The following is a 23600-nucleotide window of genomic DNA, read 5'->3' as shown; positions in this document are numbered from 1 at the left end:
ATGCCGAGTGTCCGGGCGGTACGGTCGCTCCGGCTGTGCCGGCTACACCGTCCTCGCGAGCGCCCGCAGCGTCACGAGCGCATTGCGAAGACCGGCTGCCCTGGTCGGGCTCATGTCGCCGCCGTCCGGCAGCACCGCGGCGAGCCGCTCGAGCTGGGCCAAGGCACCTTCGACGGTGCGGGCCGGGGTCGCGAGGAGATCGTCCTCGATCGTCTGCGCCCGCACATAGAGAGCCTCGACCGCACTCCCCGGCTCGACGCTGTCGGGCAGCGCCGCCGCCGCCGCCTCGAGATCCTCGATCTCGCGCAGCCATCGGACGTGCGGATCGGTCTCGAGCATAGGGGGCGAGGCCATCATCGGCGGCAAGGTGGCGTTGGCCATCACGCAGGCTTTCGTGTGGTGGTCGGACCCGTCGGGGATCGACGGAGATCCGCTCGGATCGTCCCACATTGCTGAGTATCGAGCACGATCTCAAAACTATAAGGCGCAGTCAACGGACGGCTCGACCGTCCTAGGCGTGCACGAAGGTCTATGCATACCCCACGGCCCCTCGACTGCGCATCGCATCTGCCGAGTGGACGGAGAGACCGCCGACACCGTGACGTCGGCCCGGATCGGCGCTCAGCCATCCCCTGGTAGAAAGTCGTGGAGGCACGGGTGCCTCGAAGAGCCGAGTGGCTCGAGCCGACGCACACGCTCTCCCATCTCCTTCAAGGCGCAATAGAGCAGCAGCATCAGGCACGCCATGGCGAAGCCGAAGAGGCTGCCCGGTCCCGGCGGGAAAGTCCTCGTGGTGTCACCCACCGGCGACTCCATTCCGACTGCCGTCCTGCCGTTCGTCATCGTTTCCCCGCATGGTCATCGTTCGACTCATGCTTAGCCGTTCTACCGAGGGTGGCAAATCCACCTCCGAGGGCGAAGCGGCCCGCCTTTTGTCGCACGCAAGATCTGCAGCCGCGGCAGCCGGTCGGCCCCGCCCGAGCCATCCGCGAGCCGCAGTCGTGAGGCCCCTCGAAGAGGCCGAATCTGCTGTACGCACATTATGGGGCATTGGGTCCAACACCTCGTCGTATGCATGCGGCTCGGGCCGGAAGCACGGCAGCCTCGGCTCGTGATGTCATGGCCCCGGTGTGGACGAACCGGGGCGGAACGATGCTCGACAGGCTACGGGCGCGGCTCGGGGCAGCCGTCGGCTGGCTGGTTGCCTTGGGCAGCCTTCTGGATTTCCTCGGCAAGAAGGACGGGTGGACGGACGCGCGGGCCGAGCGGCCGCTGCGGCCTGCCGGGGCGATGCAGGGCTCCCGGGAAGCGGCCGAGTCCGTGACGAAGGTGGCGCCGCCACGCAGCGCAGCATGAGCCTTCCGGCAGAGCGATCAGGCCGCGTCGGGCGTGGCGCGGCCACGCTTCTCGTTGAGCGTGCGGAGCACGGCGGCCGAGACGAAGCTCGAGACGTCACCGCCGAGCGCGTGGATCTCCTTGACGAAGCGCGAGGAGATGAACTGGCTGGTCTCGGAAGCCATCAGGAAAATCGTCTCGATCCGGGGATAGATTCGCTTGTTGTTGGCAGCCATCTGGAATTCGTACTCGAAGTCCGAGACGGCCCGCAGACCCCTGATGACGATCTCGGCCCCGTTCTCCTGGGCGAAACTCATCAGCAGACTCTGGAACGGCATGACGTCGATACGCGCACCGTTGAGGGCGTTCGCCGCGAGGAGCGCGTCGATGTCGGCCTTGACCATCCGGGTGCGTTCCTCGAGCGTGAACAGCGGATCCTTGCCGGCGTTGATCGCCACCGCCACGATCAGCCGGTCGACGAGGTGCGAGGCACGGCGGATGACGTCGAGATGCCCGTTGTGGATCGGGTCGAACGTGCCGGGATAGATCCCGATGCGTGTCCGGCTCATCGCAGCGTTCCTGTCTGTGTGTCGGCTCCTGCCCCATGGGCGCCTGCAGCCTCATGGACTGCAGCGCCCGCGACGCCGGTGGGCGCCCACCTACCATGCTGCGATGCAATATGGAAGGCGGCAGCGCCTCAGCCTTCGCCTGCGTCCTCGCCCTCGCTCAGGCGAGCCGCCGAGACGATGTGCTCGTCCGCCTCGGTATGAAACAGCTTGACACCCAGGGTGTTGCGGCCGGCGATGCGAATATCGTGAACCGGAATGCGGATGGTCTGGCCCTTGTCGGTGACGAGCATCACCTGATCGCTATCGGCTACCGGGAAGGTGGCGGCGACCCGACCGTTGCGGGCCGAGGTCTCGATGTTGATGATTCCCTGGGCGCCACGGTTGGTCACGCGGTACTCGTAGGCCGAGGTGCGCTTGCCGTAGCCGTTGACCGTGACGGTGAGGAGGAGCTGCTCTCTGGCCTCCAGCTCGGCATAGCGCTCGGGGGTGAGCAGCACGAGCTCGCCGCCGTTGCCGCTCTCTGTCGCCGCCTCGCCGTTGCCCTCGCGCTGACGCCGGCGATAGCCGCTTACCCGCAGATACTCGTCGCGCTCCTCAGTCGAGACCTCGACGTGGTCGACGACCGACATCGAGATCACCTGGTCGCCGGGCTCGAGCGCCATGCCGATGACGCCCTCGGAGCTGCGCGACTTGAACACGCGCACCGAAGCCACCGGGAAGCGGATGGCACGACCGCCGGCGGCGGCGAGGATGATGTCGTGCCGGTCGTCGCAGACTTCGGCCCCGATCAGCCGGTCACCCTCCTCGAGGCCCATGGCGATCTTGCCGTTGCTCGGCACGCGGACGAAGTCGGCGAGCTCGTTGCGGCGCACCCGGCCGTTGGCGGTGGCGAAAAAGACGCTCATCGTCTCCCAGAGCCGCTCGTCCTCGGGCAACGGCAGGACGGCGTTGATGCTCTCGCCCTCGGACAGGGCCGGAAACATGTTGATCATCGCCCGGCCGCGCGCCTGGGGCGTGCCCAGGGGCAGCTTGTAGACCTTGAGCTTGTAGACCCGGCCGAGGCTCGAGAAGAACAGCACCGGCGTATGGGTGCTGGCGACGAACATGCGGGCGACGAAATCGTCGTTCTCGGTGCGCATGCCGGTGCGACCCTTGCCGCCACGCCGCTGGGCGCGGAACGAGGCGAGAGGAACCCGCTTGATCCAGCCCTTGTGAGTGACGGTGACGACCATGTCCTCGCGCTGGATCAGCTCCTCAAGGTCGAGGTCGGGCTCGGATTCGAGGTCGATCGCGGTGCGGCGCGGAGTATCGAACTGCTCCTTGATGCGACGGAGCTCCTCCTTCATCACCTCGAGCAGGCGCTGGCGCGAGCGGAGGATGTGCAGGAGCTCGGCAATGGTCTTCGCGATCTCCTGCAGCTCGTCGGTGAGCTTGTCGCGCTCGAGCGCGGTCAGGCGCTGCAGGCGGAGATCGAGGATGGCCTTGGCCTGCGCCTCGGAGAGGCGATAGCCGCCCTCGTCCACCTGCCGCTCGCCTTCGCCCTCCTCGACCTGGACGAGGCGCACGAGCGGCAGGATGTCCTGAACCGGCCAGGTGCTAGCGAGGAGCGCATCCTTCGCTGCCACGGGGTCGGGAGCGGCGCGGATGGTGCGGATCACCTCGTCGATGTTGGCGACGGCGACGACGAGGCCGACGACGATGTGCGCGCGTTCCCTGGCCTTCGCAAGGTCGAAGGCCGTGCGGCGCAGGATCACCTCCTCGCGGAACGCGATGAAGGCTTCGAGCATCTCCTTGAGGCCGAGCTGCTCGGGCCTGCCGCCGCGCAAGGAGACCATGTTGATGCCGAAGCTGGTCTGGAGCGGCGTGAACTTGAAGAGCTGGTTCAAGACGATGTCGGGATCGGCCTCGCGCTTGACCTCGATGACGACGCGCACACCCTGCCGGTCGCTCTCGTCGCGCAGGTCGGCGATGCCCTCGACCTTCTTCTCGCGCACCACCTCGGCGATGCGCTCGACCATGCGCGCCTTGTTGACGAGGTAGGGCACCTCGGTGACGACGATGGCGGTGCGGCCGCGCACCTCCTCCATCTCGGTCCTGGCGCGGACGACGATGCTGCCGCGGCCTTCCTTGTAGGCCTGAAGGATGCCGTTGCGGCCGAGGATGACGGCCCCGGTCGGGAAGTCCGGCCCCTGCACGATCTGGGCGAGATCGGCGAGCTCGAGGTCGGGCTGGTCGATCAGCGCCACGGTGGCATCGATGATCTCGCCGAGATTATGCGGCGGGATGTTGGTCGCCATGCCGACGGCGATGCCGCCCGCCCCGTTGACGAGGAGATTCGGGAACTGTGCCGGCAGGACCGCAGGCTCTTGCGCCGATTCGTCGTAGTTCGGGCGGAAGTCGACCGTGTCCTTGTCGATGTCGGCCAATAGCGCGTCGGCGGCCTTGGCGAGCCGCGCTTCCGTGTAGCGCATGGCCGCCGGCGGGTCGCCGTCCATCGAGCCGAAATTGCCCTGCCCGTCGATCAGGGGCAGGCGCATGGTGAAGTCCTGCGCCATGCGCACCATGGCGTCGTAGATCGCGGCGTCGCCGTGCGGGTGGTACTTGCCCATGACGTCGCCGACGATGCGCGCCGATTTGCGGTGCGGCTTGCCGAAATCGTAGCCCGATTCGCGCATGGCGTAGAGGATGCGACGCTGCACGGGCTTGAGGCCGTCGCGGACGTCGGGAAGCGCGCGACTCACGATCACGCTCATGGCGTAATCGAGATAGCTGCGCTTCATCTCCTCTTCGATCGGAACGATTTCGAACGCGCGCGGCGGTGTGGTGGTAGCCACGATGAAAATCTCGTCGAAAGAAGGGCTTAAGGCGGGGGTGCCGGTGATTCGATGCGCCGTCTGACTAGCAGATCGACGCCGATTTTACAAGTTTTCGGCCGTTCAGGGCGGGTGATCGGCCCGGTCGACGGCGAGCGTAGGAGCGAGCCTCGAGGGCAGCAGGCGGTCCTCGGTCATTCCGTTCCGTCCAGCGTGACAGCACCGTAATAGTGCCACAGGAACACCGCCCCCGCACCTCGCCACGGGCTCCAGGGCAGAGTCAGGCGGCGTAGCTCGCGGTCGGTCGGGCGTGCGGGCAGGCGCTTCAGGCGCTGGAACGCGATCTGTACGGCGAGGTCGCCGGCCGGAAACGCGTCGGCGCGGCCGAGCGCGAAAAGAAGATAGATCTCGGCACTCCAGCGGCCGAAGCCGTCGAGTGCCGTCAGCCTGGCTACCGCAGCCTCGTCGTCGAGATGCGGGATGGCATCCATGTCGAGCCGGCCCGACGCCACGGCCTCGGCGAGCCCACGCGCGTAGGCCGCCTTGCGGGCGCCGAGACCCGCTGCGCGCAACGCCGCCTCGTCCAGCATCAGCAGGCGCGCGGCCGTCACCTCGCCGTCCAGCGCCAGCTCCAGCCGGCGCCAGATGGCGGCGGCAGCCATGGTCGAGACCTGCTGTGCGACGATGATCCGGACCAGGGTCGCGAAGCCGGGATCGCGCTGGCGTGCGGGAGGATAGCCGATCCGCCGAAGGGCCGCAGCGACGTCGGGATCGAGCCCGGCCAGCGCGTCGACGGCCCGACGCAGCCGCTCGCCGGTCAGCGGAACGATGCTCATGAACGCCTTGTTCTCGACTTGTTCTCGTTCCCTTAGCTAGTGTGCCTGAGGCCGTTTCGCTAGAGCGGACGGAGCTTCGGGCAGCGGGAATCGGCGATGGGGCGCGGGCCGGCGCGGGCGATAGCGGTGATCGGCACCTCGATCGGGATCGGGGCGGCCGTCGTGCTCGTGTGGAACGAGTGGCAGCTCGCCTGGCGGCTGGGAGCCCTCGACGAAGCGGGCCGGAACCTCGTGACGGTGGCGCCGGAAAGCCGGGATGACGGTGGCGCCGTCGGCCGCCCGCTCCACCTCGTCGGCGAGGCCCTGGTCCCTGCCCCGATCCGGGATCCCGTGCTGGGTGTCTCGGTCGAGGCGCTGCGGCTCGACCGGACGGTCGAGACCTATCAGTGGGTCGAGCGCAAGGAAGGCTCGGGCGACAACAAGACCCTGCGCTACGAGCGGATCTGGTCGCCTCTGCCCATCCCTTCCGAGCGGTTCGAGCAGCGCACGCTGCACGTCAACCCGAAGACGCTGCCGCTCACGAGCGCAAGCAGCGTCGCGGCCGGGGCGCGGATCGGCCGCTTCGAGCTCGACGAGGCGCTGCTCGCGGCCCTGCCCGCCACCCGCGAGATCCTGCCGGAGGGCGAAGCGGGAACCCTGTCGGCGCGAGGCATGGTGTTCAGGCGCAGCGGCGACTGGCTCTACGGCAGCGATCCCGCAGCGCCCGAGGTCGGCGACGTGCGGGTGCGGCTCGCAGCGGCACCAACGGGCCGTATCAGCCTGATCGGAACGATCGACGGGTCCGGCCGGCGCCTGGTGCCGTGGCGGGCGCCGAACGGCATGGAGGTAGCACTCGCGGCCTACGGCGAGGTGGCGCCGGAGCGGCTTCTCGGCGCGGCCGCGCGCGGCGGGTGGCAGGAGGCCTGGAGCCTGCGCGGGCTCGGGGTGCTCGGCATGGTCGCCGCCGTCATGTTCGCGCTGCCGGCGCTCGCCGGGCGCTTCGCCGGCAACCCGGCCTTCCGGGGCAGAAGGCGACTCGGCACGATGCTGCTGATGGCGGCCGGGCTCGCGGCGGGCGTGTGCGTGGCGGGCCGGATCGGCGCGCGGCTCCTGCTGGCGCTTGGCGTCGCCGACGGCTGACGCGTCCGGCTGGCAGATTACGCCTCATCGGTGGGCTTCACCCTGCCGCCGCACCATGTTAGGGGCCGGCGCAACACAGCGAGAACCGATCTTCCGGGAGCAGGGATGATGGAACGCGAGTCGATGGCGTACGACGTCGTGATCGTGGGCGCCGGCCCCTCGGGCCTCGCCGCCGCGATCCGACTCAAGCAGCTCGCGGCGCAAGCCGGCCAGGAGCTCGGGGTCTGCGTGATCGAGAAGGGCTCGGAGGTCGGCGCCCATATCCTCTCGGGCGCGGTGCTCGAGCCCAGGGCCTTGAACGAGCTGATCCCGGACTGGAAGGAGAAGGGGGCGCCCATCGACACGCCGGCGACCGAGGACCAGTTCCTCTATCTCACGGAAACCAAGTCCTACCGCCTGCCCACCCCGCCCCAGATGCACAACGAAGGCAACTACATCGTGAGCCTCGGCAATGTCTGCCGCTGGCTCGGGCAGCAGGCGGAAGCGCTCGGGGTCGAGATCTACCCTGGCTTCGCCGCCGCTGAGGTGCTCTACGACGAGCAGGGCCGCGTCATGGGCGTCGCCACCGGCGACATGGGCGTGACCAGGGAAGGCGAGCCCGGCCCGAATTTCCAGCCCGGCATGGAGCTGCATGCCAAGCTCACCCTCTTCGCCGAAGGCTGCCGCGGCTCGCTCACGCGGACGCTGTTCGACCGGTTCCGCCTGCGCGAAGGCGTGCAGCCGCAGACCTATGGGCTCGGCATCAAGGAGCTCTGGGAGATCGAGCCCACGAAGCACGTCAAGGGCCGTGTCATCCACACCATCGGCTGGCCCATGGACAACAGGACCTATGGCGGCTCCTGGCTCTACATGTTCGGCGACAACCTGGTCTCGGTGGGCTTCGTGATCGGGCTCGACTACGAGAACCCGCATCTCTCGCCCTTCGACGAGATGCAGCGCTACAAGACCCACCCCGCGATCCGGCCGATCTTCGAGGGCGGCCGACGGATCGCCTATGGGGCGCGGGCGCTGTCCGAGGGCGGATTCCAGTCGATCCCGAAGCTGGTCTTCCCCGGCGGGGCGATCATCGGCGACGCCGCGGGCTTCCTGAACGTGCCCAAGATCAAGGGCACCCACACGGCGATGAAGTCGGGCATGGTGGCGGCCGAGGCCGCGTTCGAAGCACTCAAGAACGGAGCGGAGCGGCCGGAGCTCGATGCCTATCCGAAGATGCTGAAGGAGAGCTGGCTCTGGGACGAGCTCTACCGCGTGCGCAACATCCGGCCGAGCTTCCACTGGGGCTTGTGGCCGGCGCTCGCCTACTCGGCGCTCGACACCTACCTCTTCCGCGGCAAGGCGCCCTGGACGCTCGCGCACCGGAAGGCGGACCACGAGTGCCTCAAGCCCGCGGCCGAGTGCCCGAGGATCGAGTACCCGAAGCCCGACGGCAAGATCACCTTCGACAAGCTCTCCTCGGTGTTCCTCTCGAACACCAACCACGAGGAGGACCAGCCCTGCCATCTCACGCTCAAGGACCCGACGATCCCGGAGAAGGTGAACCTGCCGGTCTACGACGGGCCGGAGCAGCGCTACTGCCCAGCCGGGGTGTACGAGTACGTGACGGGCCCCGACGGTCAGCGGCACCTGCAGATCAACGCGCAGAACTGCGTACACTGCAAGACCTGCGACATCAAGGACCCGAGGCAGAACATCGTCTGGGTGACGCCCGAGGGCGGCGGCGGGCCCAACTATATCGGCGGGATGTGAGCCTTGCCGGAGGACCACCGGCGCCACGACGGAGCCGGGCGCTTCGCCCGGCTCGTCGCCTTCAAGGTCGCGGTGACGGCAGCGCTCGTTCTCGTGCTGACGCTGCTCGCCCTGCGCTCGGTGGGCCTACTCTGAGGCGCTCTTCGAGCGGGTCGGAGGGGTCCCCCTCGATCGCTGCGCGATCGAGGCGTGGCGCTACTGCTGCGGGCTCAGGCGGAGGTCCAGCTTCGGCGCCGGCTGCGCGGCGCTGCCGCCGCCCTGCTGGGACTGGGAAGGAGTGGCCTGAGGCTTCCCCGGCTGGGGAGCCGCCTGCCCCTGGGCATCGGCGGGAGCGCCGTAGAACAGGGCCACGAGGGTGCGCTGGTCGGGCACGCCCGTGGTCGGCAGACCCTTGTCCTGCTGGAAGGCCTCGATCGCGGCCTTGGTGCCGGGCCCGTAGCTCCCGTCGGCCTTGCCCTTGAGGTGGCCGGTCTTGATGAGCTGCTCCTGCACGTCCTTGATCGTGTCCTTGTAGAGATAGACGGTATCCTTGCCGTCGCCGATCTTCACGCGCTCGGAAGCGCCCTGGACCCGTTGCGGGTAGAGCACGCGGACCACCTGGGTCACCGCCTCGACCAGCGCCGCGTCCGGATTGGCCTTGCACAGGTTGAAGGCGCCTTGCGCCACGAGCTCGGGCGGCTGCCAGGGCAGGATGTCGAACGTGTCCTTGTTGAGCGCGTTGAAGGCCGTGAGATAGCCCGCGATCCAGGTGCCGGTGAGCTTGCACTCGTCCGAGCCCTTCTCGCACACTTCGACGAAATGCTTGCAGGGCGTGCGGCCCAGGCCGTGCGCCGCGTAACGGCCCTGGCCATCGGCGGCCTCGGCCGAGGCGCTCACGAGCGCCAGGGCGGCAGCCAGCCACAAAATTCGCGACATGGTCCGATCTCTCCTCGCCTGCCCGCGGGCGGATGGAGTGCCTCACGGGCGCGCCCCCTCTACAGCGGATAAGGTGGCTTGTCGAAGCCCTTGGGCGAGAGGGTGAATACCTCCACCCCGTCCTCGGTCACCCCCACCGTGTGCTCGAACTGGGCCGAGAGCGAGCGGTCGCGGGTGACGGTGGTCCAGCCGTCCGAGAGGATCTTCACCTCGTGCCGACCGGCATTGATCATGGGCTCGATCGTGAACAGCATGCCGGGGCGCAAGACGAGTCCCTCGCCACGGCGGCCGTAATGCTTGACCTCCGGCGCGTCGTGGAACACCCGGCCGAGCCCATGGCCGACGAAGTCGCGCACGACCGAGAAGCGGTTCCTCTCGGCCACGGTCTGGATGGCGTGCCCGACATCGCCCAGCGTAGCGCCGGGCCTGACGGCACGAATGCCGGCCCACATCGCCTCGAACGTCACCTCGACCAGCCTTTGCGCCTTCACCGGCACCTTCTCGCCGAGAAGATACATGCGGCTCGTGTCGCCGTACCAGCCGTCGAGGACGACCGTGACGTCGATGTTGGCGATGTCGCCTTCTCTGAGCCGCTTCTCGTCGCTGGGAATCCCGTGGTTGACGACATGGTTGACCGAGATGCAGCAGCTCTTGGGATAACCGCGATAGCCCAAGGTGGCGGGCACACCGCCGTGATCGCGCATGAAGCCTTCGATCAGGCGGTCGAGCTCGCCGGTGGAAACGCCGGGAACGACGTAGGGCGTGATGAAGTCGAGCGTCTCGGCCGCGAGACGTCCCGCCCGGCGCATCGCCGCGAAAGCCTCGGGTCCGTGCAAGGGGACGGGCTTCTTCGTGCCGTCCCGATCGATGATCATGTCGCCGGCCATGCGTGCGCCGCCTGGGCTGCCTCGATGAAGAAAGGGTCAGGTTCCTGGAACGGCGCCGGGTAGCACCCGAAGCGGCGCGCTGTCAAACCCGCCTTCCGCCGCTCAGGTCTGCGACGGCAGGACCTCGGGGTTGAGCACGAGACCGAGGCCGGGATCGCGTCCGCGCGTGAGCGCCACGATGCTGTCGACGCAGCGTTCCGCCATGGCGCGCAAGGACGCGGCGCTGAGCCCCGCCACGTGCGGTGTGAGGACCACGTTGTCGAGCCGCCGCAGAGGCGATTCCGGCAGGGGCTCGACCTCGAACACGTCGAGCGCTGCCCCTGCGATCCGCTTCTGCTCGAGTGCTTCGATCAGCGCCGCCTGATCGACGAGCGCGCCACGGGAGGTGTTGACGAGATAGGCCGTGGGCTTCATCAGCGCCAACCGCCTCGCGTCGATCAGATGATGCGTCTCCGGCGTCAGCGGCGCGTGCAGCGAGACGAAGTCGGCACGGCGCAGGAGCTCGTCGAGCTCGACGAGCTGGTAGCCGAGCCGGGCCACGGTGTCGGCCTCGGCCACGGGGTCGGCCACGAGCACGTCCATGGTGAAGCCGAGGCAGCGCTTGGCGAGCGCACGGCCGACCCGGCCGAAGCCCACGATCCCGACCGTGGTGCCGTGAATCCTGGCATGGAACAGGCTGCCCCAGCCGCCGGTGCGCACGCGCCGGTCGTAGTCGACGATGCGGTGCGCCGCGGCCGCGAGCAGCGCCATGGCATGGTCGGCCACGGCGTCGTGGTTGGTGCCGTAGGCCATGGCCACCGCGACACCGGCGCGCGTGGCGGCCGCGACGTCGATCTGATCGTGCCCCACACCCAGACGGGCGATCACCTTCAGATCCGGTGCCTGCGAGAACACGCGGGCACTGTAGGGCTCGCTGCCGGCGATGGTGGCGACCACCCCGTCCAGGCGCTCGATCAGCTCGTCCTCGGTGAGCACGCGACCGAGATCGTTCCAGCGCAGATCGAACCCCGCCTCGACCAGAGGCCGCAGATAGTCCTGGTGGCGCATCAGCGCCGGCACGGCGCAGAGCACGATTCCCGGCCGGACGGCGCTCACCGGATGGAGCACCCGGACCGTGGTGTCGTGGACGTAGGGCTTGCGTGCCTCGCGGAACCAGGCGAGGTGCGGCGACCGCTGATGCTCCGCGAACGCCGCCTCGCTCGCGAACATCTCGTAGAAGATGAGGGAGCCCGGATCGTCCGTGGGGGCGGTGAGCTCGAAGCGCAGGCAGCCCGGCTCGGCCGCCAGCGTGTTCCGCACGTGACGCTGCGCCAGCTCCAGGACCGCATCGTGGTGGTCGGGGTGGAAGTGGAGCTCGGCGATGACGATCAGCGGCTCGGTCGTGATCCTGAGGCTGCGGGGCATGTAGGAGCGTCCGGCTGGAGCAGGCGGCATGAGAGCGACGAGGTAAGCGGATCAGAAGCTGCGGCGCAAGCGGTGCTCGCGGACGGCGGCGTAGGTCCCGGCAGCGACGATCACCCCCGCACCGATCAGGGTCGGGGCATCGGGCAGATCGCCGAAGACGAGATAGCCGATGATGACGGACCAGAGCAGGCCCGTGTAGCTGAAGGGCTGCACGACCACCGCGGGTGCGAGCTGCAGCGCCTTGATCATGGCGTAGTGCCCGGAGCCGCCGAGGACGGCCGCGACCACGAATAGGGGCCAGTGGACCGGCTCGGGTGTCCGCCAGAAGAAAGGTGCTACGGCGGTGAGAGCGATGCTGCCCAGGACGAACTGCCAGAGCAGGCTGGTCTCGGCAGCATCCACGCGACCGACCAGCCGGGTCAGGATCTGGTAGAGCGCGTAGAGGAGCACGGCCGCGAGCGCCGCCAGGGTCGCGGGCTGGATCACGCCCAGCCCTGGCCGCAGGACGATCAGGATGCCCACGAGCCCCATCGCCACGGCGGCCCAGCGCCGTGCTCCCACCTGCTCGCCGAGGAGCGGCACGGAGAGGGCCGTCACCGCGAGCGGGGTGAGAGCGAGCACGGACTGGACATCGGCGAGCGGCAGCCGGCCGAAGGCCCAGATCACGAATCCGATCTCGACGACGAGGAGCAGCGAGCGCAGGAGCTGCAGCCAGGGATGGGCCGAGCGCACCCGATGCACGATGCCGCCGGGCGCGAGGGCGACCAGCACCAAGGGCACGGTGAAGAGATAGCGCAGCCACAGGATCTGCGGCGTGGGATAGCGCATGCTGAGATACTTGCTCACCGCGTCCATGAGGCTGAACAGCATCATGGCGACGAGCGTCACGGCGATGCCGCGCAGCTCGGACGAGCCCGGCCGTGCGGCCGGCAGCGCCTCGCGCAAGGGCTCAGCCGATGCCGGTGAAGGGCGGCCGCTTCCTGGCCACGCCCGTCGCCGCCTCGAAGGCGTGCGCCATGCGCAAGAGCAGCCCTTCGGCGAACGGCGGCGCCACGAGCTGGAGACCGATCGGCATGCCGTTCGCATCGAAGCCTATCGGCAGATTGAGGGCCGGCAGGCCCAGATAGTTGAACGGCCCGACGAGAGCGCCCATGCGGTTCGCGACTGCCATGAAGCGCGCATCACCGCCGGTGGCGGTGTCGGCGATCCTGGGTGTAGCGACGGGACTCGTCGGCAGGACGAGGAGGTCGGCCGCGGCGAAGGTCTCCTTGCAGAAGCGCTCGAGAAGGGTCGCGCGGGCCGAGACGGCGCGCAGGTAATCGACCGCCGAGAAGGCGAAGCCCGGCTCCATGCGGTTCGCGGTCTCGAGGTTGTAGCGGTCGCGCGCGGTCGCGATCCACTCGCGGTGATAGGCGGCGCATTCCGCGAGCATGATGACGCGCCGCAGCGCGTTCAGGCTCTTGAACGAGGCCACCGTTTGCGGCCGGGCGGAGAGGCCGAGATCGGCCATGACCCGAAGGGCTTCCTCCTGCACCGCCACGACCTCGGGATCGATCTCCGTCTCGACGCCCTCGGCCGCCACGGCGAGCCGCAGGCCCCGCACGGCTTCCCCGAGGCCCGCACGGTAGTCGGGAACGGGCCGCGCGCTCGTCGTCGGGTCGTTCGGATCGTGCCCGGCGATCGCCTGCAGGAGCAGGGCCAGATCCTCGGCCGAGCGAGCGAGCGGGCCGATGTGATCGAGCGAGAACGAGAGCGGCATGCAGCCGAAGCGGCTGACCCGGCCATAGGTGGGCTTGATGCCGACGAGACCGCAGCAGGCGCTGGGCACGCGGATCGAGCCGCCGGTGTCGGAGCCCAAGGTGGCGGGCACGAGACGAGCCGCCACCGCCGCGGCGCCACCGCTGGTGGAGCCGCCGGTGATCCGGGTCCGATCCCACGGGTTCTGCGGATGGCCGGTATGGCTGTTGTGGCCGGTGATGCCGAGCGCGAACTCGACCATGTTGAGCCGGCCGACATCGATCGCCCCCGCCGCGTCGAGCCGCGCGAGCACGGTCGCGGTGACGGCGGGCCGGTGGCCTCGCATGAGCGCGGCACCGCATTCGGCGAGCTCACCCGCGCGGTAGAACATGTCCTTGTGCGCGAGCGGCACCCCGTGCAGGGGTCCGAGCGCCTCGCCCCTGGCACGGGCGGCATCGGCCGCCTCGGCCCGGGCCAGCGCTCGCTCGGGCTCGAGGCGCGCCACGACGCCGAGCGCGCGACCGGGGCCGTCCAACGCCTCGAGCACGGCCTCGGTCGCCTCACGGCTCCCGATCTCGCCGCGGGCGATCCGCATGGCGAGCTCGGCTACGCCCAGATCCAGAATCTCGCGCGCCGTCATGCCGCGGCTTCCTCGGCCACCCGGGCCAGGCGCTCGAGAGCGGTCAGGAACGCAGCCGGCTCGGCGCCGAACGGCAGATCGTGCGTCGCGGCCCGGACGAGCGCCGCGAGCTCTTCCGCCGTGATCACGGCGCCCACGGGAACCTGGACCCCCGACGGCGTCTCGACGAGGGAATCCTCGGCCATGCCTGCCTCCACTGTTCGCCATGCCCGGCGGCTCCCTTAACACCGGTGCCGAGCCGGCTCCAGACGGGCTTTGCCCCGAGCGCGGCATGGCAATCATCCCGTGCGCGCATCGGCCCCGGCGCCCGGTCAGGCCGGCATCGATCCGGTCAGGCGGATCAATGTCTCCTCGAGGGCACCGGGCTCGATCGGCTTCGCGAGGATCGCGACGGCGCCCGCTGCCTGCATGCGGGCTCGGGTCACGGGATCCTCGGCATGAGCCGTGCAGAAGACGAGGCTCACCGGCTGCTGCGCCCTGATCGCCTCGGCCGCCGTGATGCCGTCTCCCTTGCCGCGCAGCCGCACGTCCATGAGCACGAGGTCGGGCGCGAGCTCGCCCGCGAGCCGGATCGCCTGCATCGCATCGGCTGCCGTGCCGCACACCTCACAGCCGAGCCGGACCAGCAGCTCGGCGATCTCCCAGGCGATGATCAGCTCGTCCTCGACGATCAGGACCCGCAAGGGTCGGGCGGAATCCGTGGCGCGCGGTGCGCCCTCCGGCATCGGCGCTGCGAGCACGCCGGCCGAGAGGCCCGGCGGCGGCACGCCCGGGCTGCCGATCCGATCGATAGCGAGGCCGGCCTGGGCCATATCGAAGGAGCCTTTCCCGAAGGACCCGTCATTCATTCTCCGGAACGTGTGGTAATACCAGCGAAAAGCGCGTGCCGCCATCGGACAGGAACGTGGCCGTGGCATCGATCTGCTGGGCGAGGAGCTGGACGAGGCGCCATCCCATCGACGGTCCGTCGCCGACCTCCCGGCCATCCGGGAGTCCCACGCCGTTGTCCCGGATCTCGATCAGCGTGCCCGCCTCGACCTCGCCGATGATCACCTGGATCTCGCCGCGCCTGCCGTCCGGGAAGGCGTGCTTGTAGGCATTCGAGATGACCTCGTTGACGATCAGGGCCAAAGGTGTCGCGGTATCGAGGGGGATACGTACCGGTGCTCGCGCCTCGACGCGCCAGGTGATCCGGCCGTCGCTGCCGTAGATCTCGCCGAGATCGGCGCAGATGGTCCGGATGTAGGCGGCGGGATCGAAGCAGCTCGCATCCTCCGCGCGGTAGAGCTGCTCGTGTACCCGTCCCATGGCCCGGATCCGTTCGAGGCTCGCCTGGAAGGAGTGCTTCAGCGCCGGATCGGTCCGGCTCGCCTGGAGCGTCAGCAGGCTCGCGACGACCTGCAGGTTGTTCTTCACGCGATGGTGCACCTCGCGCAAGAGCACCTCCTTCTCGTGAAGTGCCGTGCGCAGGCGCCGGTTGATCGCCTCGAGCTCCCTCGTCCGCTCGCGCACGCGCTCCTCGAGCTCCTGATTCATCCGGCGCACGGTCGCCTCGGCGCGCTGGCGCTCCCCGATCTCCTGCGCCAAGGCCCGGTTCGCGGTCTCGAGCTGGCTGCGGCTCGGCAGCGCCAGAGCCTGGGGCATGATCCGCCACAAGAACAGCGCCGAAAGGACCGAGACCACGCCCGTGAACAGCTTGATCCCGCCATCGAGCCAGTAGTCGGGATGCCAGATGGTCCAGATGCCCATCAGATGTGTCGTGCCGCAGGCGAGAATGAAGGCACCGAACAGCAGGAACACGCTCGGGAACACGAGGTCCTGACGCTTCCAGACGAAATAGACCAGGGCGAAGGGGATCGAGTAGTAGGCGAAGGCCGTGAGCGCGTCCGAGACGACGTGCAGCCAGAGCAAGGTCGGCTGCCAAAGGAAGCACATGCCGTGCGGCATGAAGTCGTTGGAGGACAGCGCGGCACCGAGATGTTCCAGCATCGACACGACCTCGACAGCAAAAGCCCCCGGTGACGGCTCGGAAAACGGACGCACGGCACGACGAGCCCCACTCTTGCTCATGTAGCTAACATTGCTGGCCTGCTGTCACAACTCGGTTGCAGCGGCCATCCACCTTGGCTTGAAGCACGGAGCGGCGACGTGTAAGCCACGCGCACAACGGCACGAGCCATGGCCCAAGGTCGGTCTTGCTCCACCTCGGGCCGGGACTAAAAGCTCGCGGCGAAACGGACCGGCCCGGCGGTGGGCAGAGATCGAGCAAGGGAGAGCAGTCTATGGACATGACGGGTGAGTATCGCATCCCGGCCCCTCGGCAGCGGGTCTGGGAGGCGCTCAACGATCCCGAGATCCTCAAGGCGTCGATTCCGGGCTGCGAGGAACTGCACAAGCTCTCCGACACCGAGCTCGAGGCGAAGGTGAAGGCCAAGGTCGGGCCGGTGAGCGCTACCTTCACCGGCAAGGTCACGCTGGGCGACCTCAACCCACCCGAAAGCTACACAATCTCGGGCGAGGGTAAGGGCGGGGCCGCGGGCTTCGCCAAGGGCGGGGCCGAGGTGGCCCTCACCGAGGACGGTGCCGGCACCCTGCTCCGCTACCACGCCAAGGCGGACGTCGGCGGCAAGCTCGCCCAGATCGGCTCGCGTCTGATCCAGGGCACCGCCAAGAAGATGGCCGACGACTTCTTCGGCCGGTTCTCGACCATCGTCGGCGAGCGCTATGCAGCGGGAAGTGCCACGGCAGCGGTGGCACCCTCCCCCGCCCCGGCACCCGCCGCCCCGCCGATCCCGCCCGCGGTGGAGGCCCCTCAGCCGGCACCGCTCGCGGCGGCGCCGACCGCGGCCCCGATCGAGCCCGCACCTCCGGTCGAGACGCCGCGAGCCGCCGCCGGCGCCACGGCGGCGGAGCCGGCTCCGGCGCCCCGCCCGAAGCAGGTGGCCTTCGCGCCCGAGAAGCCCGCGACCGAGCGACGGCCCGCGCAGCCCGTGGCGCCCCCCCCGGTCGAGAAGGGGCTCATGCAGCAGTGGTGGGTCTGGCTCCTCGCCGTGATCGTGGTCGTGATCCTGCTCTATTGGCTTCTCGGTTCCTGATCCGAAAGCTCGGGACTTCTCGGGCGCCGGCGGCTACGACCAACGGACGAGCCTGCGCAGGCTCGCCTTGATTGACGGCGATGGGAGCCTCTCCTAGCTTCGCTTGCGAGGCAAGAAGACGCGCCCGACGCTCACGGCGCCGACGCTCGACGCCCCGCCAGGTCGATGCGGGGCACTAACGTTCCTGTTGGGAGGTCAGTGGATGGTAACTGTCAGCATGACGGTGAACGGCAAGCAGGTGAGCGGCGAGGTCGAGCCTCGCACCCTGCTGGTCGAGTTCCTGCGCTACAATCTCGGCCTCACCGGAACCCATGTCGGCTGCGACACGAGCCAGTGCGGCTGCTGCGTCGTGCACGTCGACGGCGATTCGGTGAAGTCCTGCACGATGCTGGCCGTCCAGGCCGACGGCTCGAGCGTCACCACGATCGAAGGCCTCGCCCAGGGCGGCAAGCTGCACCCGGTGCAGGAGGCGTTCCGCGAGAATCACGGCCTGCAGTGCGGCTTCTGCACGCCCGGCATGATCATGAGCGCCGCCGATCTCCTGCAGAAGAACCCGAGCCCGACCGAGCACGAAGTCCGGGAGTGGCTCGAGGGCAATCTCTGCCGCTGCACGGGCTACCACAACATCGTCAAGTCGATCCTCGCCGCCGCTGCCACCATGCAGGGCGCCGCGAGGGCGGCCGAGTGAGGAGCCGGGGACGATGGTCGAGAAGGGCATCGGCGTGCGGGTCGTCCGCAAGGAGGACCAGCGCTTCGTCACCGGCAAGGGCCGCTACACCGACGACATCAACCAGCCCGGCCAGGCTTACGCCTACTTCGTGCGCTCGCCGCACGCGCACGCGCGGATCGTGAGCATCGACAAGGCCTCGGCCGAGAGCATGCCGGGTGTCCTCGCCGTGCTCACCGGCGAGGACTGCGCCGCCGACGGGCTCGGCAACAATGTCTGCGGCTGGCTGGTCAAGTCCAAGGACGGCTCGCCCATGAAGATGGGCCCGCACCCGCTCCTGGCACAGGGCAAGGTGCGCTACGTGGGCGATCCGGTCGCCGTGATCGTGGCCGACACCTACCAGCAGGCCAAGGACGCGGGCGAGGCGCTCGAGGTCGAGTACGACGTGCTCGAGCCCGTGGTCTCGCTCGCCGACGCGCACGATGCCGGCGTGCTCGTCCACGACGAGGTGCCGAACAACCTGGTCTACGACTGGGAGCTCGGCGACAAGGCCGCGGTCGACGCCGCGTTCGCCAAGGCCGCGCACGTCAGCAGGATCGATCTCGTCAACAACCGGCTCGTCCCGAACGCCATGGAGCCGCGCGCCGCGGTCGGCCACTACGATCCCGGCAGCGACAGCTTCACCTGCTACGTCACCAGCCAGAACCCGCACGTGCACCGGCTGGTCATGTCGGCCTTCATCGGCATAGCGCCCGAGCACAAGCTGCGCGTGGTAGCACCCGACGTGGGCGGCGGCTTCGGCTCCAAGATCTTCATCTACAGCGAGGAGTGCGTCGTCACCTGGGCATCGAAGAAGATCGGCGGCCGCCCGGTGAAGTGGACCGCCGAGCGCGGCGAGGCCTTCATCTCCGACGCGCACGGCCGCGACCACATCACCCACGCCGAGCTGGCGCTCGATGCCGAGGGCAACTGCCTGGCGCTGCGGGTGAACACGAAGGCGAACCTCGGCGCCTACATGTCGACGTTCTCCTCGTCGATCCCCACATATCTTTACGCCACGCTCCTCGCCGGCCAGTACAAGACCCCGGCGATCTACGCCGACGTCCAGGCCTACTACACCAACACCGTGCCGGTGGACGCCTATCGCGGTGCCGGCCGGCCGGAGGCATCGTTCCTGCTCGAGGTCCTGATGGACCAGGCGGCGCGCGAGATCGGGATGGATCCGGCCGAGTTCCGCCGCAAGAACTTCATCCCGAAGGATGCCTTCCCCTACCAGACGCCGGTGGCGCTGGTGTACGACGTCGGCAACTACGAGGCGACGCTCGACGAAGCGCTCCGGCTCGCCGACTACAAGAACTTCCCGGCCCGCAGGGCCGAGAGCGAGCGGCGTGGCAAGCTCAGGGGCATCGGCATCTCCTGCTACATCGAGGCCTGCGGCATCGCTCCCTCCTCGGTGGTGGGTTCGCTCGGTGCGGGCGTGGGCTTGTGGGAGAGTGCCAAGGTCCGCTTCACCCACACCGGCAAGGTGCAGGTGTTCACGGGCACCCACACCCACGGCCAGGGCCACGAGACGACCTTCGCACAGGTCGTGGCCGACAAGCTCGGCGTGCCCTACGAGGACGTCGAGGTGATCCACGGCGACACCGACAAGACGCCGGTGGGCATGGGCACCTACGGCTCGCGCTCGCTCGCGGTCGGCGGCGAGGCGCTGGTCAAGGCCTGCAACAAAATCGTCGAGAAGGGCAAGAAGATCGCGGCCCACATGCTCGAGGCGGCCGAGGCCGACATCGAGTTCAAGAACGGCCAGTTCAGCGTCGCCGGCACCGACAAGTCGGTGAGCATGGCCCAGGTCGCGTTCACGGCCTACGTGCCGCACAACTACCCGCAAGGGCTCGAGCCCGGCCTCGAGGAATCGGCGTTCTTCGACCCGCCGAACTTCACCTATCCCGCGGGCACCTATGTCTGCGAGGTCGAGGTCGATCCGGCTACCGGTGTCGTCCAGATCGTGCGCTTCGTGGCGGTGGACGATTTCGGCAACGTCGTGAACCCGATGATCGTCGAGGGTCAGGTTCATGGCGGCCTGGCGCAGGGCATCGGCCAGGCCCTGCTCGAGGGTGCGGTCTATGACGAGGGCGGCCAGCTCCTGACCGGCTCCTACATGGACTACGGCATGCCGCGTGCCGACATGCTGCCCGACTTCGAGGTCGTGACCGTGTCCGGAACCGCCTGCACCGCCAACTCGCTGGGCGTGAAGGGCTGCGGCGAGGCGGGTGCGATCGGCTCGCCGCCGGCCGTCATCAACGCCATCACCGATGCGATCGGCGTGCGCGTCGAGATGCCGGCGACGCCCGAGAAGGTGTGGCGCGCGATCCAGAGCACACGGCTGGCACGGGCGGCCGAATAAGAAGGACGGAGAGGCATGTACAACTTCACCTATCACCGGCCGAAGAGCCTCGCCGAGGCCGCGGCTCTGCTCGCCCAGAGCGAGGACGCGAAGCTGATGGCGGGTGGGCAGACCTACCTGCCCACCCTGAAGCAGCGCCTGGCCCAGCCCAGCGACATCATCGATCTCGGCGCCGTCGCCGAGCTCAAGGGGATCAAGGAGGAGGCCGGCGGCATCACCATCGGCGCCATGACCCGGCATGCCGACGTCGCGCATTCGGAGGTCGTGAGGCGGGTGATCCCGGCGCTCGCGGCGCTCGCCGAGGACATCGGCGACCCGCAGGTCAGGCATCGCGGCACCATCGGCGGCTCGATCAGCAACAACGACCCGGCGGCGGACTATCCCGCTGCGGTCGTGGCGCTGAACGCCACCGTGCGCACCAACAAGCGCGAGATCCCGGCGGACCAGTTCTTCACCGGGATGTTCGAGACGGCGCTGGAACGCGACGAGATCGTCACCGCGGTCCACTTCCCGAAGCCCGAGAAGGCGGCCTATGTGAAATTCCCGAACCCGGCCAGCCGCTATGCGGTGGTGGGCGTGTTCGTGGCCCGGACCGGAGGTGCGGTGCGCGTCGCCGTCACCGGTGCCGCACCTTGCGTCTTCCGCTGGACCGAGGCCGAGCAGGCGCTGGGCTCGAGCTTCACGCCAAGTGCCCTCGACAATGCCGGCATCGATGCCGACAACCTCAACAACGATATCCATGCGAGCGCGGAGTACCGCGCCCATCTCGTCAAGGTCATGGCCAAGCGCGCGGTCGAAGCCGCTGCTTGACGCTGTTTCACGGGTAGGGTGTCGTGACGGAGGGGGTGATCGCACCCCCTCCTTTCTTTTCGAGGACGGGCCACGATGGGGTGCGCGATCCGGGTGCTGGCTCTCCTGCTCGCCGTCGGCGGCTGTGCGCCGCAGTACGAGACCCGCTACCGCCTCGAGCCCCCGGCGGATACCGGGAGCGCTGCCGTGCAGCGCTGCCTTTCCGGCTGCACGGCCACGAGCGATGCCTGCATCGGCGACGCGCAGCAGGCCCTGGCCGCGTGCGAGGACCGGGCAACGCTGCGCCAGTCGAGCTGCCAGAACAAGGCCGACATCGACTTCCAGCTCTGCCAGGCCACCAGCCGGGACACCGGCAAGGTATGCGTCCGGCGGTTCTGCTACCGCGAGCAGTGCCAGCCGGCAGCACTTCGGAGCTGCGAGGCGGATTACCGCCGCTGCTTCGCGGCCTGCGGCGGCAAGGTCGTCGAGGAGCGCCGCTGCGTGGCGAACTGCCCGTCCTGACGATGCCGCAGCCAGGCCGCCGGCAGCCAGCCGGCGAGAGCGCCCACGGCATTGGTGAACCAGTCGTCGAGAGTCGGCGAGCGCAGCTCGGTCAGGAACTGAAGGAGCTCCGTCAGGCCGGCGAGGCCGATCAGGAGCAGCACCTGACGCGGCCAGGGCTCGGCGCGACGGCTCAGACGAAGGAGGAAACCCGCCACGGCGAAGATCGCGAAGTGGCCGGCATAGGCAACCCCGTCCTCGCCGAAGAGACGGTTCGGCACGAGCCGTGCGAGCGGCTCCAGCGTGGCCTCGCGCAGGCTTTCCGGCATCATCAGGAGCACGAGCCCGGCGCCGGCCACGGCCACGAGGACCGTGGCGGCCGGCCGATGATCGACGCCGCGCCAGAACAGGAGGCCGCCCACGGCCAGCACCCCGGTCCAGGAGGCGCGCAGGAAGGTGCGCAGGACCGTGAACGGGCGGCGCTCCTCGTAGGCCTTGAGCTCGAGATCCTTCACCGTGAGCTCGCCGGTGGCGTGGCGCAGGCGGACGGCGAGCTCGACCTCGCGCGCGCCGCTCGGAAACTGGAACAGGGCGACGTAGCGCGCCGGTGCCCGGGTGCCGCCCAGCGCCACGAGACGGTGGATCGCCCGTAAGGGTGCGCGCCCGATGGCGCGGTCGGCGATCAGGGTCACCTCCCCGACCCGAAAGCCCGCGCGCGTGCCGGCGATATCCCTGCTCGCAACGGTGGCGGCGAGACGGAAGACACGGGGTGCGCCTGCATCGAGCGGCCAGACCTGGCGCAGGCCGACGGTGGCTTCGGGGTCGTCGTTGCGCACGTGCAGCGTGCCCTGCTCCACCCTGACCGCCGCAGGATCACCTTCGACCTCCCAGGCGGGATCGGCACCGGCAGCCAGCGTCGCGAAGCGCGGATCGCGCGGCCAGGAGCTCGGTACGGGCGTGAACCGCTGCATCGTGGTGAAGACGAGGAAGGTCGCGAGCGAAAGGAGGGCCACGAGCACGGTCCAGGCGACGGCCGCCCTGCCGGGGCGGGAAGACTGACGACAACGCTGCGCTTGCACTGCCATTTGCTCAGCCCCACCTTCCGACCAACGTCCGATGTCGCTCGCCCCGACTTGTGTTAACGCTGGTACGGCGGCTTGCGCGCGCGAAGGACGCGTGCCATCGCCCCACCCGCTTCCTGATGCTCACCGGTGTCCCATGAACCAAGCGCTGCCTGCCTCCGTCGATGCCACCGTGGAACTTCTCAAGCGCGGCAACTACGTCGCCGACCGCCCGCTCGCCACGGTTCTCTATCTGGCGCTGAGCCTGGGGCGGCCTCTGTTCCTGGAGGGCGAGGCAGGCGTGGGCAAGACCGAGATCGCGAAGGTCCTGGCCGACACGCTGGGCCGCAGGCTGGTGCGGCTCCAGTGCTACGAGGGCCTCGACGTCGCTTCCGCGGTCTACGAGTGGAACTACCAGCGTCAGATGCTGGAGATTCGCCTCGCCGAGGCCGCCGGCATGACCGACCGCGAGGGCCTGGCGCAGGACATCTTCAACGAGCGCTTCCTGATCCGCAGGCCCCTCCTTCAGGCCCTCGTCGCCGACTTCCAGGGTCCTCCTGTGCTCCTGATCGACGAGCTCGACCGCACCGACGAGCCGTTCGAGGCCTATCTCCTCGAGGTGCTCTCGGACTTCCAGATCACCATCCCCGAGATCGGCACGATCCGCGCCGAGCAGCCGCCGATCGTGATCATCACGAGCAACCGCACGCGTGAGGTCCACGATGCGCTGAAGCGCCGCTGCTTCTATCACTGGGTCGACTATCCTTCCGCCGAGCGCGAGCTCGAGATCATCCGTGTTCGCCTGCCCGGTGTCGAGGAGCGGCTGTCGCGTCAGATCGTGACCTTCGTCCACGAGCTGCGCAAGCGCGACCTGTTCAAGCTGCCGGGTGTGGCCGAGACCCTGGACTGGACGCGGGCACTCACCACGCTGGACACGCTGGAGCTCACCCCCGCGGTGGTCAACGACACGCTGGGCACGCTCCTGAAGTACCAGGACGACATCCTGAAGATCCAGGGCAGCGAGGCCGCCAAGATCCTGGCCGAGGTCAACATGCAGCTCGGCGTTGGCAGAGGCTGAGCCC

The 23600-nt window shown here is 68.9% G+C and carries 23 protein-coding genes; 10 read left to right on the top strand and 13 right to left on the bottom strand.

Annotation, left to right across the window (positions count from 1 at the left end):
* Positions 1-42 precede the first annotated feature (42 nt).
* Entirely contained in the window at positions 43-381 is a 339-nt protein-coding gene (locus tag U1T56_RS06615; RefSeq protein ID WP_418158662.1) for a hypothetical protein, read from the bottom strand.
* Positions 382-1152: 771 nt separating this feature from the next.
* Between U1T56_RS06615 and U1T56_RS06610 the strand changes: the two genes are divergently transcribed.
* Complete coding sequence (locus tag U1T56_RS06610) at positions 1153-1356, top strand: hypothetical protein (protein ID WP_418158661.1); 204 nt, start codon at positions 1153-1155, stop codon at positions 1354-1356.
* A gap of 17 nt (positions 1357-1373) precedes the next feature.
* Here U1T56_RS06610 and coaD read toward each other — a convergent pair whose 3' ends face one another.
* The 3 genes from coaD to U1T56_RS06595 all read right to left on the bottom strand — a co-directional run bounded on the left by coaD (position 1374) and on the right by U1T56_RS06595 (position 5553).
* Positions 1374-1904 (bottom strand): pantetheine-phosphate adenylyltransferase, encoded by a 531-nt coding sequence (gene coaD, locus U1T56_RS06605; RefSeq protein WP_418158660.1) that lies wholly within the window; start codon positions 1902-1904, stop codon positions 1374-1376.
* Positions 1905-2032: 128 nt separating this feature from the next.
* On the bottom strand, positions 2033-4738 hold the full coding sequence (gyrA, locus tag U1T56_RS06600; protein ID WP_418158659.1) for a DNA gyrase subunit A: 2706 nt from the start codon (positions 4736-4738) through the stop codon (positions 2033-2035).
* Between the two features lie 173 nt (positions 4739-4911).
* Positions 4912-5553, bottom strand: a complete 642-nt coding sequence (locus U1T56_RS06595) for a DNA-3-methyladenine glycosylase family protein (RefSeq protein ID WP_418158658.1) — start codon at positions 5551-5553, stop codon at positions 4912-4914.
* Between the two features lie 96 nt (positions 5554-5649).
* On the opposite strand from U1T56_RS06595, the gene U1T56_RS06590 reads away from it, so the two are divergent.
* The 3 genes from U1T56_RS06590 to U1T56_RS06580 all read left to right on the top strand — a co-directional run bounded on the left by U1T56_RS06590 (position 5650) and on the right by U1T56_RS06580 (position 8553).
* Entirely contained in the window at positions 5650-6672 is a 1023-nt protein-coding gene (locus tag U1T56_RS06590; protein WP_418158657.1) for a TMEM43 family protein, read from the top strand.
* Positions 6673-6780: 108 nt separating this feature from the next.
* Positions 6781-8418, top strand: coding sequence for an electron transfer flavoprotein-ubiquinone oxidoreductase (locus U1T56_RS06585; RefSeq protein WP_418158825.1), 1638 nt, complete (start codon positions 6781-6783; stop codon positions 8416-8418).
* A 3-nt stretch (positions 8419-8421) separates the two neighbouring features.
* Positions 8422-8553 (top strand): hypothetical protein, encoded by a 132-nt coding sequence (locus U1T56_RS06580; RefSeq protein ID WP_418158656.1) that lies wholly within the window; start codon positions 8422-8424, stop codon positions 8551-8553.
* A 60-nt stretch (positions 8554-8613) separates the two neighbouring features.
* On the opposite strand, the gene U1T56_RS06575 is transcribed toward U1T56_RS06580, so the two are convergent.
* The 8 genes from U1T56_RS06575 to U1T56_RS06540 all read right to left on the bottom strand — a co-directional run bounded on the left by U1T56_RS06575 (position 8614) and on the right by U1T56_RS06540 (position 15990).
* A complete protein-coding gene (locus U1T56_RS06575) occupies positions 8614-9333 on the bottom strand; it encodes a peptidoglycan-binding domain-containing protein (protein WP_418158655.1) in 720 nt (239 codons plus the stop codon).
* 59 nt (positions 9334-9392) lie between these two features.
* Positions 9393-10220 (bottom strand): type I methionyl aminopeptidase, encoded by an 828-nt coding sequence (gene map / locus U1T56_RS06570; protein WP_418158654.1) that lies wholly within the window; start codon positions 10218-10220, stop codon positions 9393-9395.
* 102 nt (positions 10221-10322) lie between these two features.
* Entirely contained in the window at positions 10323-11624 is a 1302-nt protein-coding gene (locus tag U1T56_RS06565) for an NAD(P)-dependent oxidoreductase (protein WP_418158653.1), read from the bottom strand.
* Between the two features lie 51 nt (positions 11625-11675).
* A complete protein-coding gene (locus U1T56_RS06560; RefSeq protein ID WP_418158652.1) occupies positions 11676-12569 on the bottom strand; it encodes a DMT family transporter in 894 nt (297 codons plus the stop codon).
* 4 nt (positions 12570-12573) lie between these two features.
* A complete protein-coding gene (locus tag U1T56_RS06555) occupies positions 12574-14001 on the bottom strand; it encodes an amidase (protein ID WP_418158651.1) in 1428 nt (475 codons plus the stop codon).
* Entirely contained in the window at positions 13998-14186 is a 189-nt protein-coding gene (locus U1T56_RS06550) for a hypothetical protein (protein WP_418158650.1), read from the bottom strand. Before U1T56_RS06550 ends, U1T56_RS06555 begins: the two co-directional genes overlap by 4 nt.
* Positions 14187-14312: 126 nt before the next feature.
* Positions 14313-14813 (bottom strand): response regulator, encoded by a 501-nt coding sequence (locus tag U1T56_RS06545; RefSeq protein ID WP_418158649.1) that lies wholly within the window; start codon positions 14811-14813, stop codon positions 14313-14315.
* Between the two features lie 28 nt (positions 14814-14841).
* Complete coding sequence (locus U1T56_RS06540; RefSeq protein ID WP_418158648.1) at positions 14842-15990, bottom strand: sensor histidine kinase; 1149 nt, start codon at positions 15988-15990, stop codon at positions 14842-14844.
* A gap of 293 nt (positions 15991-16283) precedes the next feature.
* Here U1T56_RS06540 and U1T56_RS06535 point away from each other — a divergent pair, with 293 nt between their 5' ends.
* The 5 genes from U1T56_RS06535 to U1T56_RS06515 all read left to right on the top strand — a co-directional run bounded on the left by U1T56_RS06535 (position 16284) and on the right by U1T56_RS06515 (position 21478).
* Complete coding sequence (locus U1T56_RS06535) at positions 16284-17096, top strand: SRPBCC family protein (protein ID WP_418158647.1); 813 nt, start codon at positions 16284-16286, stop codon at positions 17094-17096.
* A 202-nt stretch (positions 17097-17298) separates the two neighbouring features.
* Positions 17299-17784 carry a (2Fe-2S)-binding protein gene (locus U1T56_RS06530; protein ID WP_418158646.1) on the top strand — a complete coding sequence of 162 codons (486 nt, stop codon included), beginning with the start codon at positions 17299-17301 and terminating at the stop codon, positions 17782-17784.
* A 13-nt stretch (positions 17785-17797) separates the two neighbouring features.
* Entirely contained in the window at positions 17798-20167 is a 2370-nt protein-coding gene (locus U1T56_RS06525; RefSeq protein WP_418158645.1) for a xanthine dehydrogenase family protein molybdopterin-binding subunit, read from the top strand.
* 15 nt (positions 20168-20182) lie between these two features.
* A complete protein-coding gene (locus tag U1T56_RS06520) occupies positions 20183-20977 on the top strand; it encodes an FAD binding domain-containing protein (protein ID WP_418158644.1) in 795 nt (264 codons plus the stop codon).
* A gap of 75 nt (positions 20978-21052) precedes the next feature.
* The gene (locus U1T56_RS06515) at positions 21053-21478 is read left to right on the top strand and encodes a hypothetical protein (protein ID WP_418158643.1); all 426 of its coding nucleotides are present in this window, start codon (positions 21053-21055) and stop codon (positions 21476-21478) included.
* Here U1T56_RS06515 and U1T56_RS06510 read toward each other — a convergent pair.
* Entirely contained in the window at positions 21403-22542 is a 1140-nt protein-coding gene (locus U1T56_RS06510) for a VanZ family protein (RefSeq protein WP_418158642.1), read from the bottom strand. The genes U1T56_RS06515 and U1T56_RS06510 overlap by 76 nt on opposite strands.
* A gap of 133 nt (positions 22543-22675) precedes the next feature.
* On the opposite strand from U1T56_RS06510, the gene U1T56_RS06505 reads away from it, so the two are divergent.
* Positions 22676-23596, top strand: a complete 921-nt coding sequence (locus tag U1T56_RS06505) for an AAA family ATPase (protein WP_418158641.1) — start codon at positions 22676-22678, stop codon at positions 23594-23596.
* Positions 23597-23600: the final 4 nt, after the last annotated feature.

Origin of the sequence: Benzoatithermus flavus, from assembly GCF_037908215.1 — a bacterium.
Taxonomy (GTDB): Bacteria; Pseudomonadota; Alphaproteobacteria; order Geminicoccales; family Geminicoccaceae; genus Benzoatithermus; species Benzoatithermus flavus.
Note: the sequence above shows the minus strand (reverse complement) of the source record. Positions and strands in the feature narration are given on the sequence as shown.

Bases quoted from the DNA above. Each gene is read 5' to 3' on its own strand.
- U1T56_RS06565 (WP_418158653.1), bottom strand. From the start codon at position 11,624: ATGCCCCGCAGCCTCAGGATCACGACCGAGCCGCTGATCGTCATCGCC.
- map (WP_418158654.1), bottom strand. From the start codon at position 10,220: ATGGCCGGCGACATGATCATCGATCGGGACGGCACGAAGAAGCCCGTC.
- U1T56_RS06525 (WP_418158645.1), top strand. From the start codon at position 17,798: ATGGTCGAGAAGGGCATCGGCGTGCGGGTCGTCCGCAAGGAGGACCAG.
- U1T56_RS06555 (WP_418158651.1), bottom strand. From the start codon at position 14,001: ATGACGGCGCGCGAGATTCTGGATCTGGGCGTAGCCGAGCTCGCCATG.
- U1T56_RS06520 (WP_418158644.1), top strand. From the start codon at position 20,183: ATGTACAACTTCACCTATCACCGGCCGAAGAGCCTCGCCGAGGCCGCG.
- U1T56_RS06615 (WP_418158662.1), bottom strand. From the start codon at position 381: ATGGCCAACGCCACCTTGCCGCCGATGATGGCCTCGCCCCCTATGCTC.
- U1T56_RS06590 (WP_418158657.1), top strand. From the start codon at position 5,650: ATGGGGCGCGGGCCGGCGCGGGCGATAGCGGTGATCGGCACCTCGATC.
- U1T56_RS06540 (WP_418158648.1), bottom strand. From the start codon at position 15,990: ATGCTGGAACATCTCGGTGCCGCGCTGTCCTCCAACGACTTCATGCCG.
- coaD (WP_418158660.1), bottom strand. From the start codon at position 1,904: ATGAGCCGGACACGCATCGGGATCTATCCCGGCACGTTCGACCCGATC.
- U1T56_RS06535 (WP_418158647.1), top strand. From the start codon at position 16,284: ATGGACATGACGGGTGAGTATCGCATCCCGGCCCCTCGGCAGCGGGTC.
- U1T56_RS06550 (WP_418158650.1), bottom strand. From the start codon at position 14,186: ATGGCCGAGGATTCCCTCGTCGAGACGCCGTCGGGGGTCCAGGTTCCC.
- U1T56_RS06530 (WP_418158646.1), top strand. From the start codon at position 17,299: ATGGTAACTGTCAGCATGACGGTGAACGGCAAGCAGGTGAGCGGCGAG.
- U1T56_RS06515 (WP_418158643.1), top strand. From the start codon at position 21,053: ATGGGGTGCGCGATCCGGGTGCTGGCTCTCCTGCTCGCCGTCGGCGGC.
- U1T56_RS06585 (WP_418158825.1), top strand. From the start codon at position 6,781: ATGGAACGCGAGTCGATGGCGTACGACGTCGTGATCGTGGGCGCCGGC.
- U1T56_RS06610 (WP_418158661.1), top strand. From the start codon at position 1,153: ATGCTCGACAGGCTACGGGCGCGGCTCGGGGCAGCCGTCGGCTGGCTG.
- U1T56_RS06510 (WP_418158642.1), bottom strand. From the start codon at position 22,542: ATGGCAGTGCAAGCGCAGCGTTGTCGTCAGTCTTCCCGCCCCGGCAGG.
- U1T56_RS06575 (WP_418158655.1), bottom strand. From the start codon at position 9,333: ATGTCGCGAATTTTGTGGCTGGCTGCCGCCCTGGCGCTCGTGAGCGCC.
- U1T56_RS06505 (WP_418158641.1), top strand. From the start codon at position 22,676: ATGAACCAAGCGCTGCCTGCCTCCGTCGATGCCACCGTGGAACTTCTC.
- U1T56_RS06545 (WP_418158649.1), bottom strand. From the start codon at position 14,813: ATGGCCCAGGCCGGCCTCGCTATCGATCGGATCGGCAGCCCGGGCGTG.
- U1T56_RS06595 (WP_418158658.1), bottom strand. From the start codon at position 5,553: ATGAGCATCGTTCCGCTGACCGGCGAGCGGCTGCGTCGGGCCGTCGAC.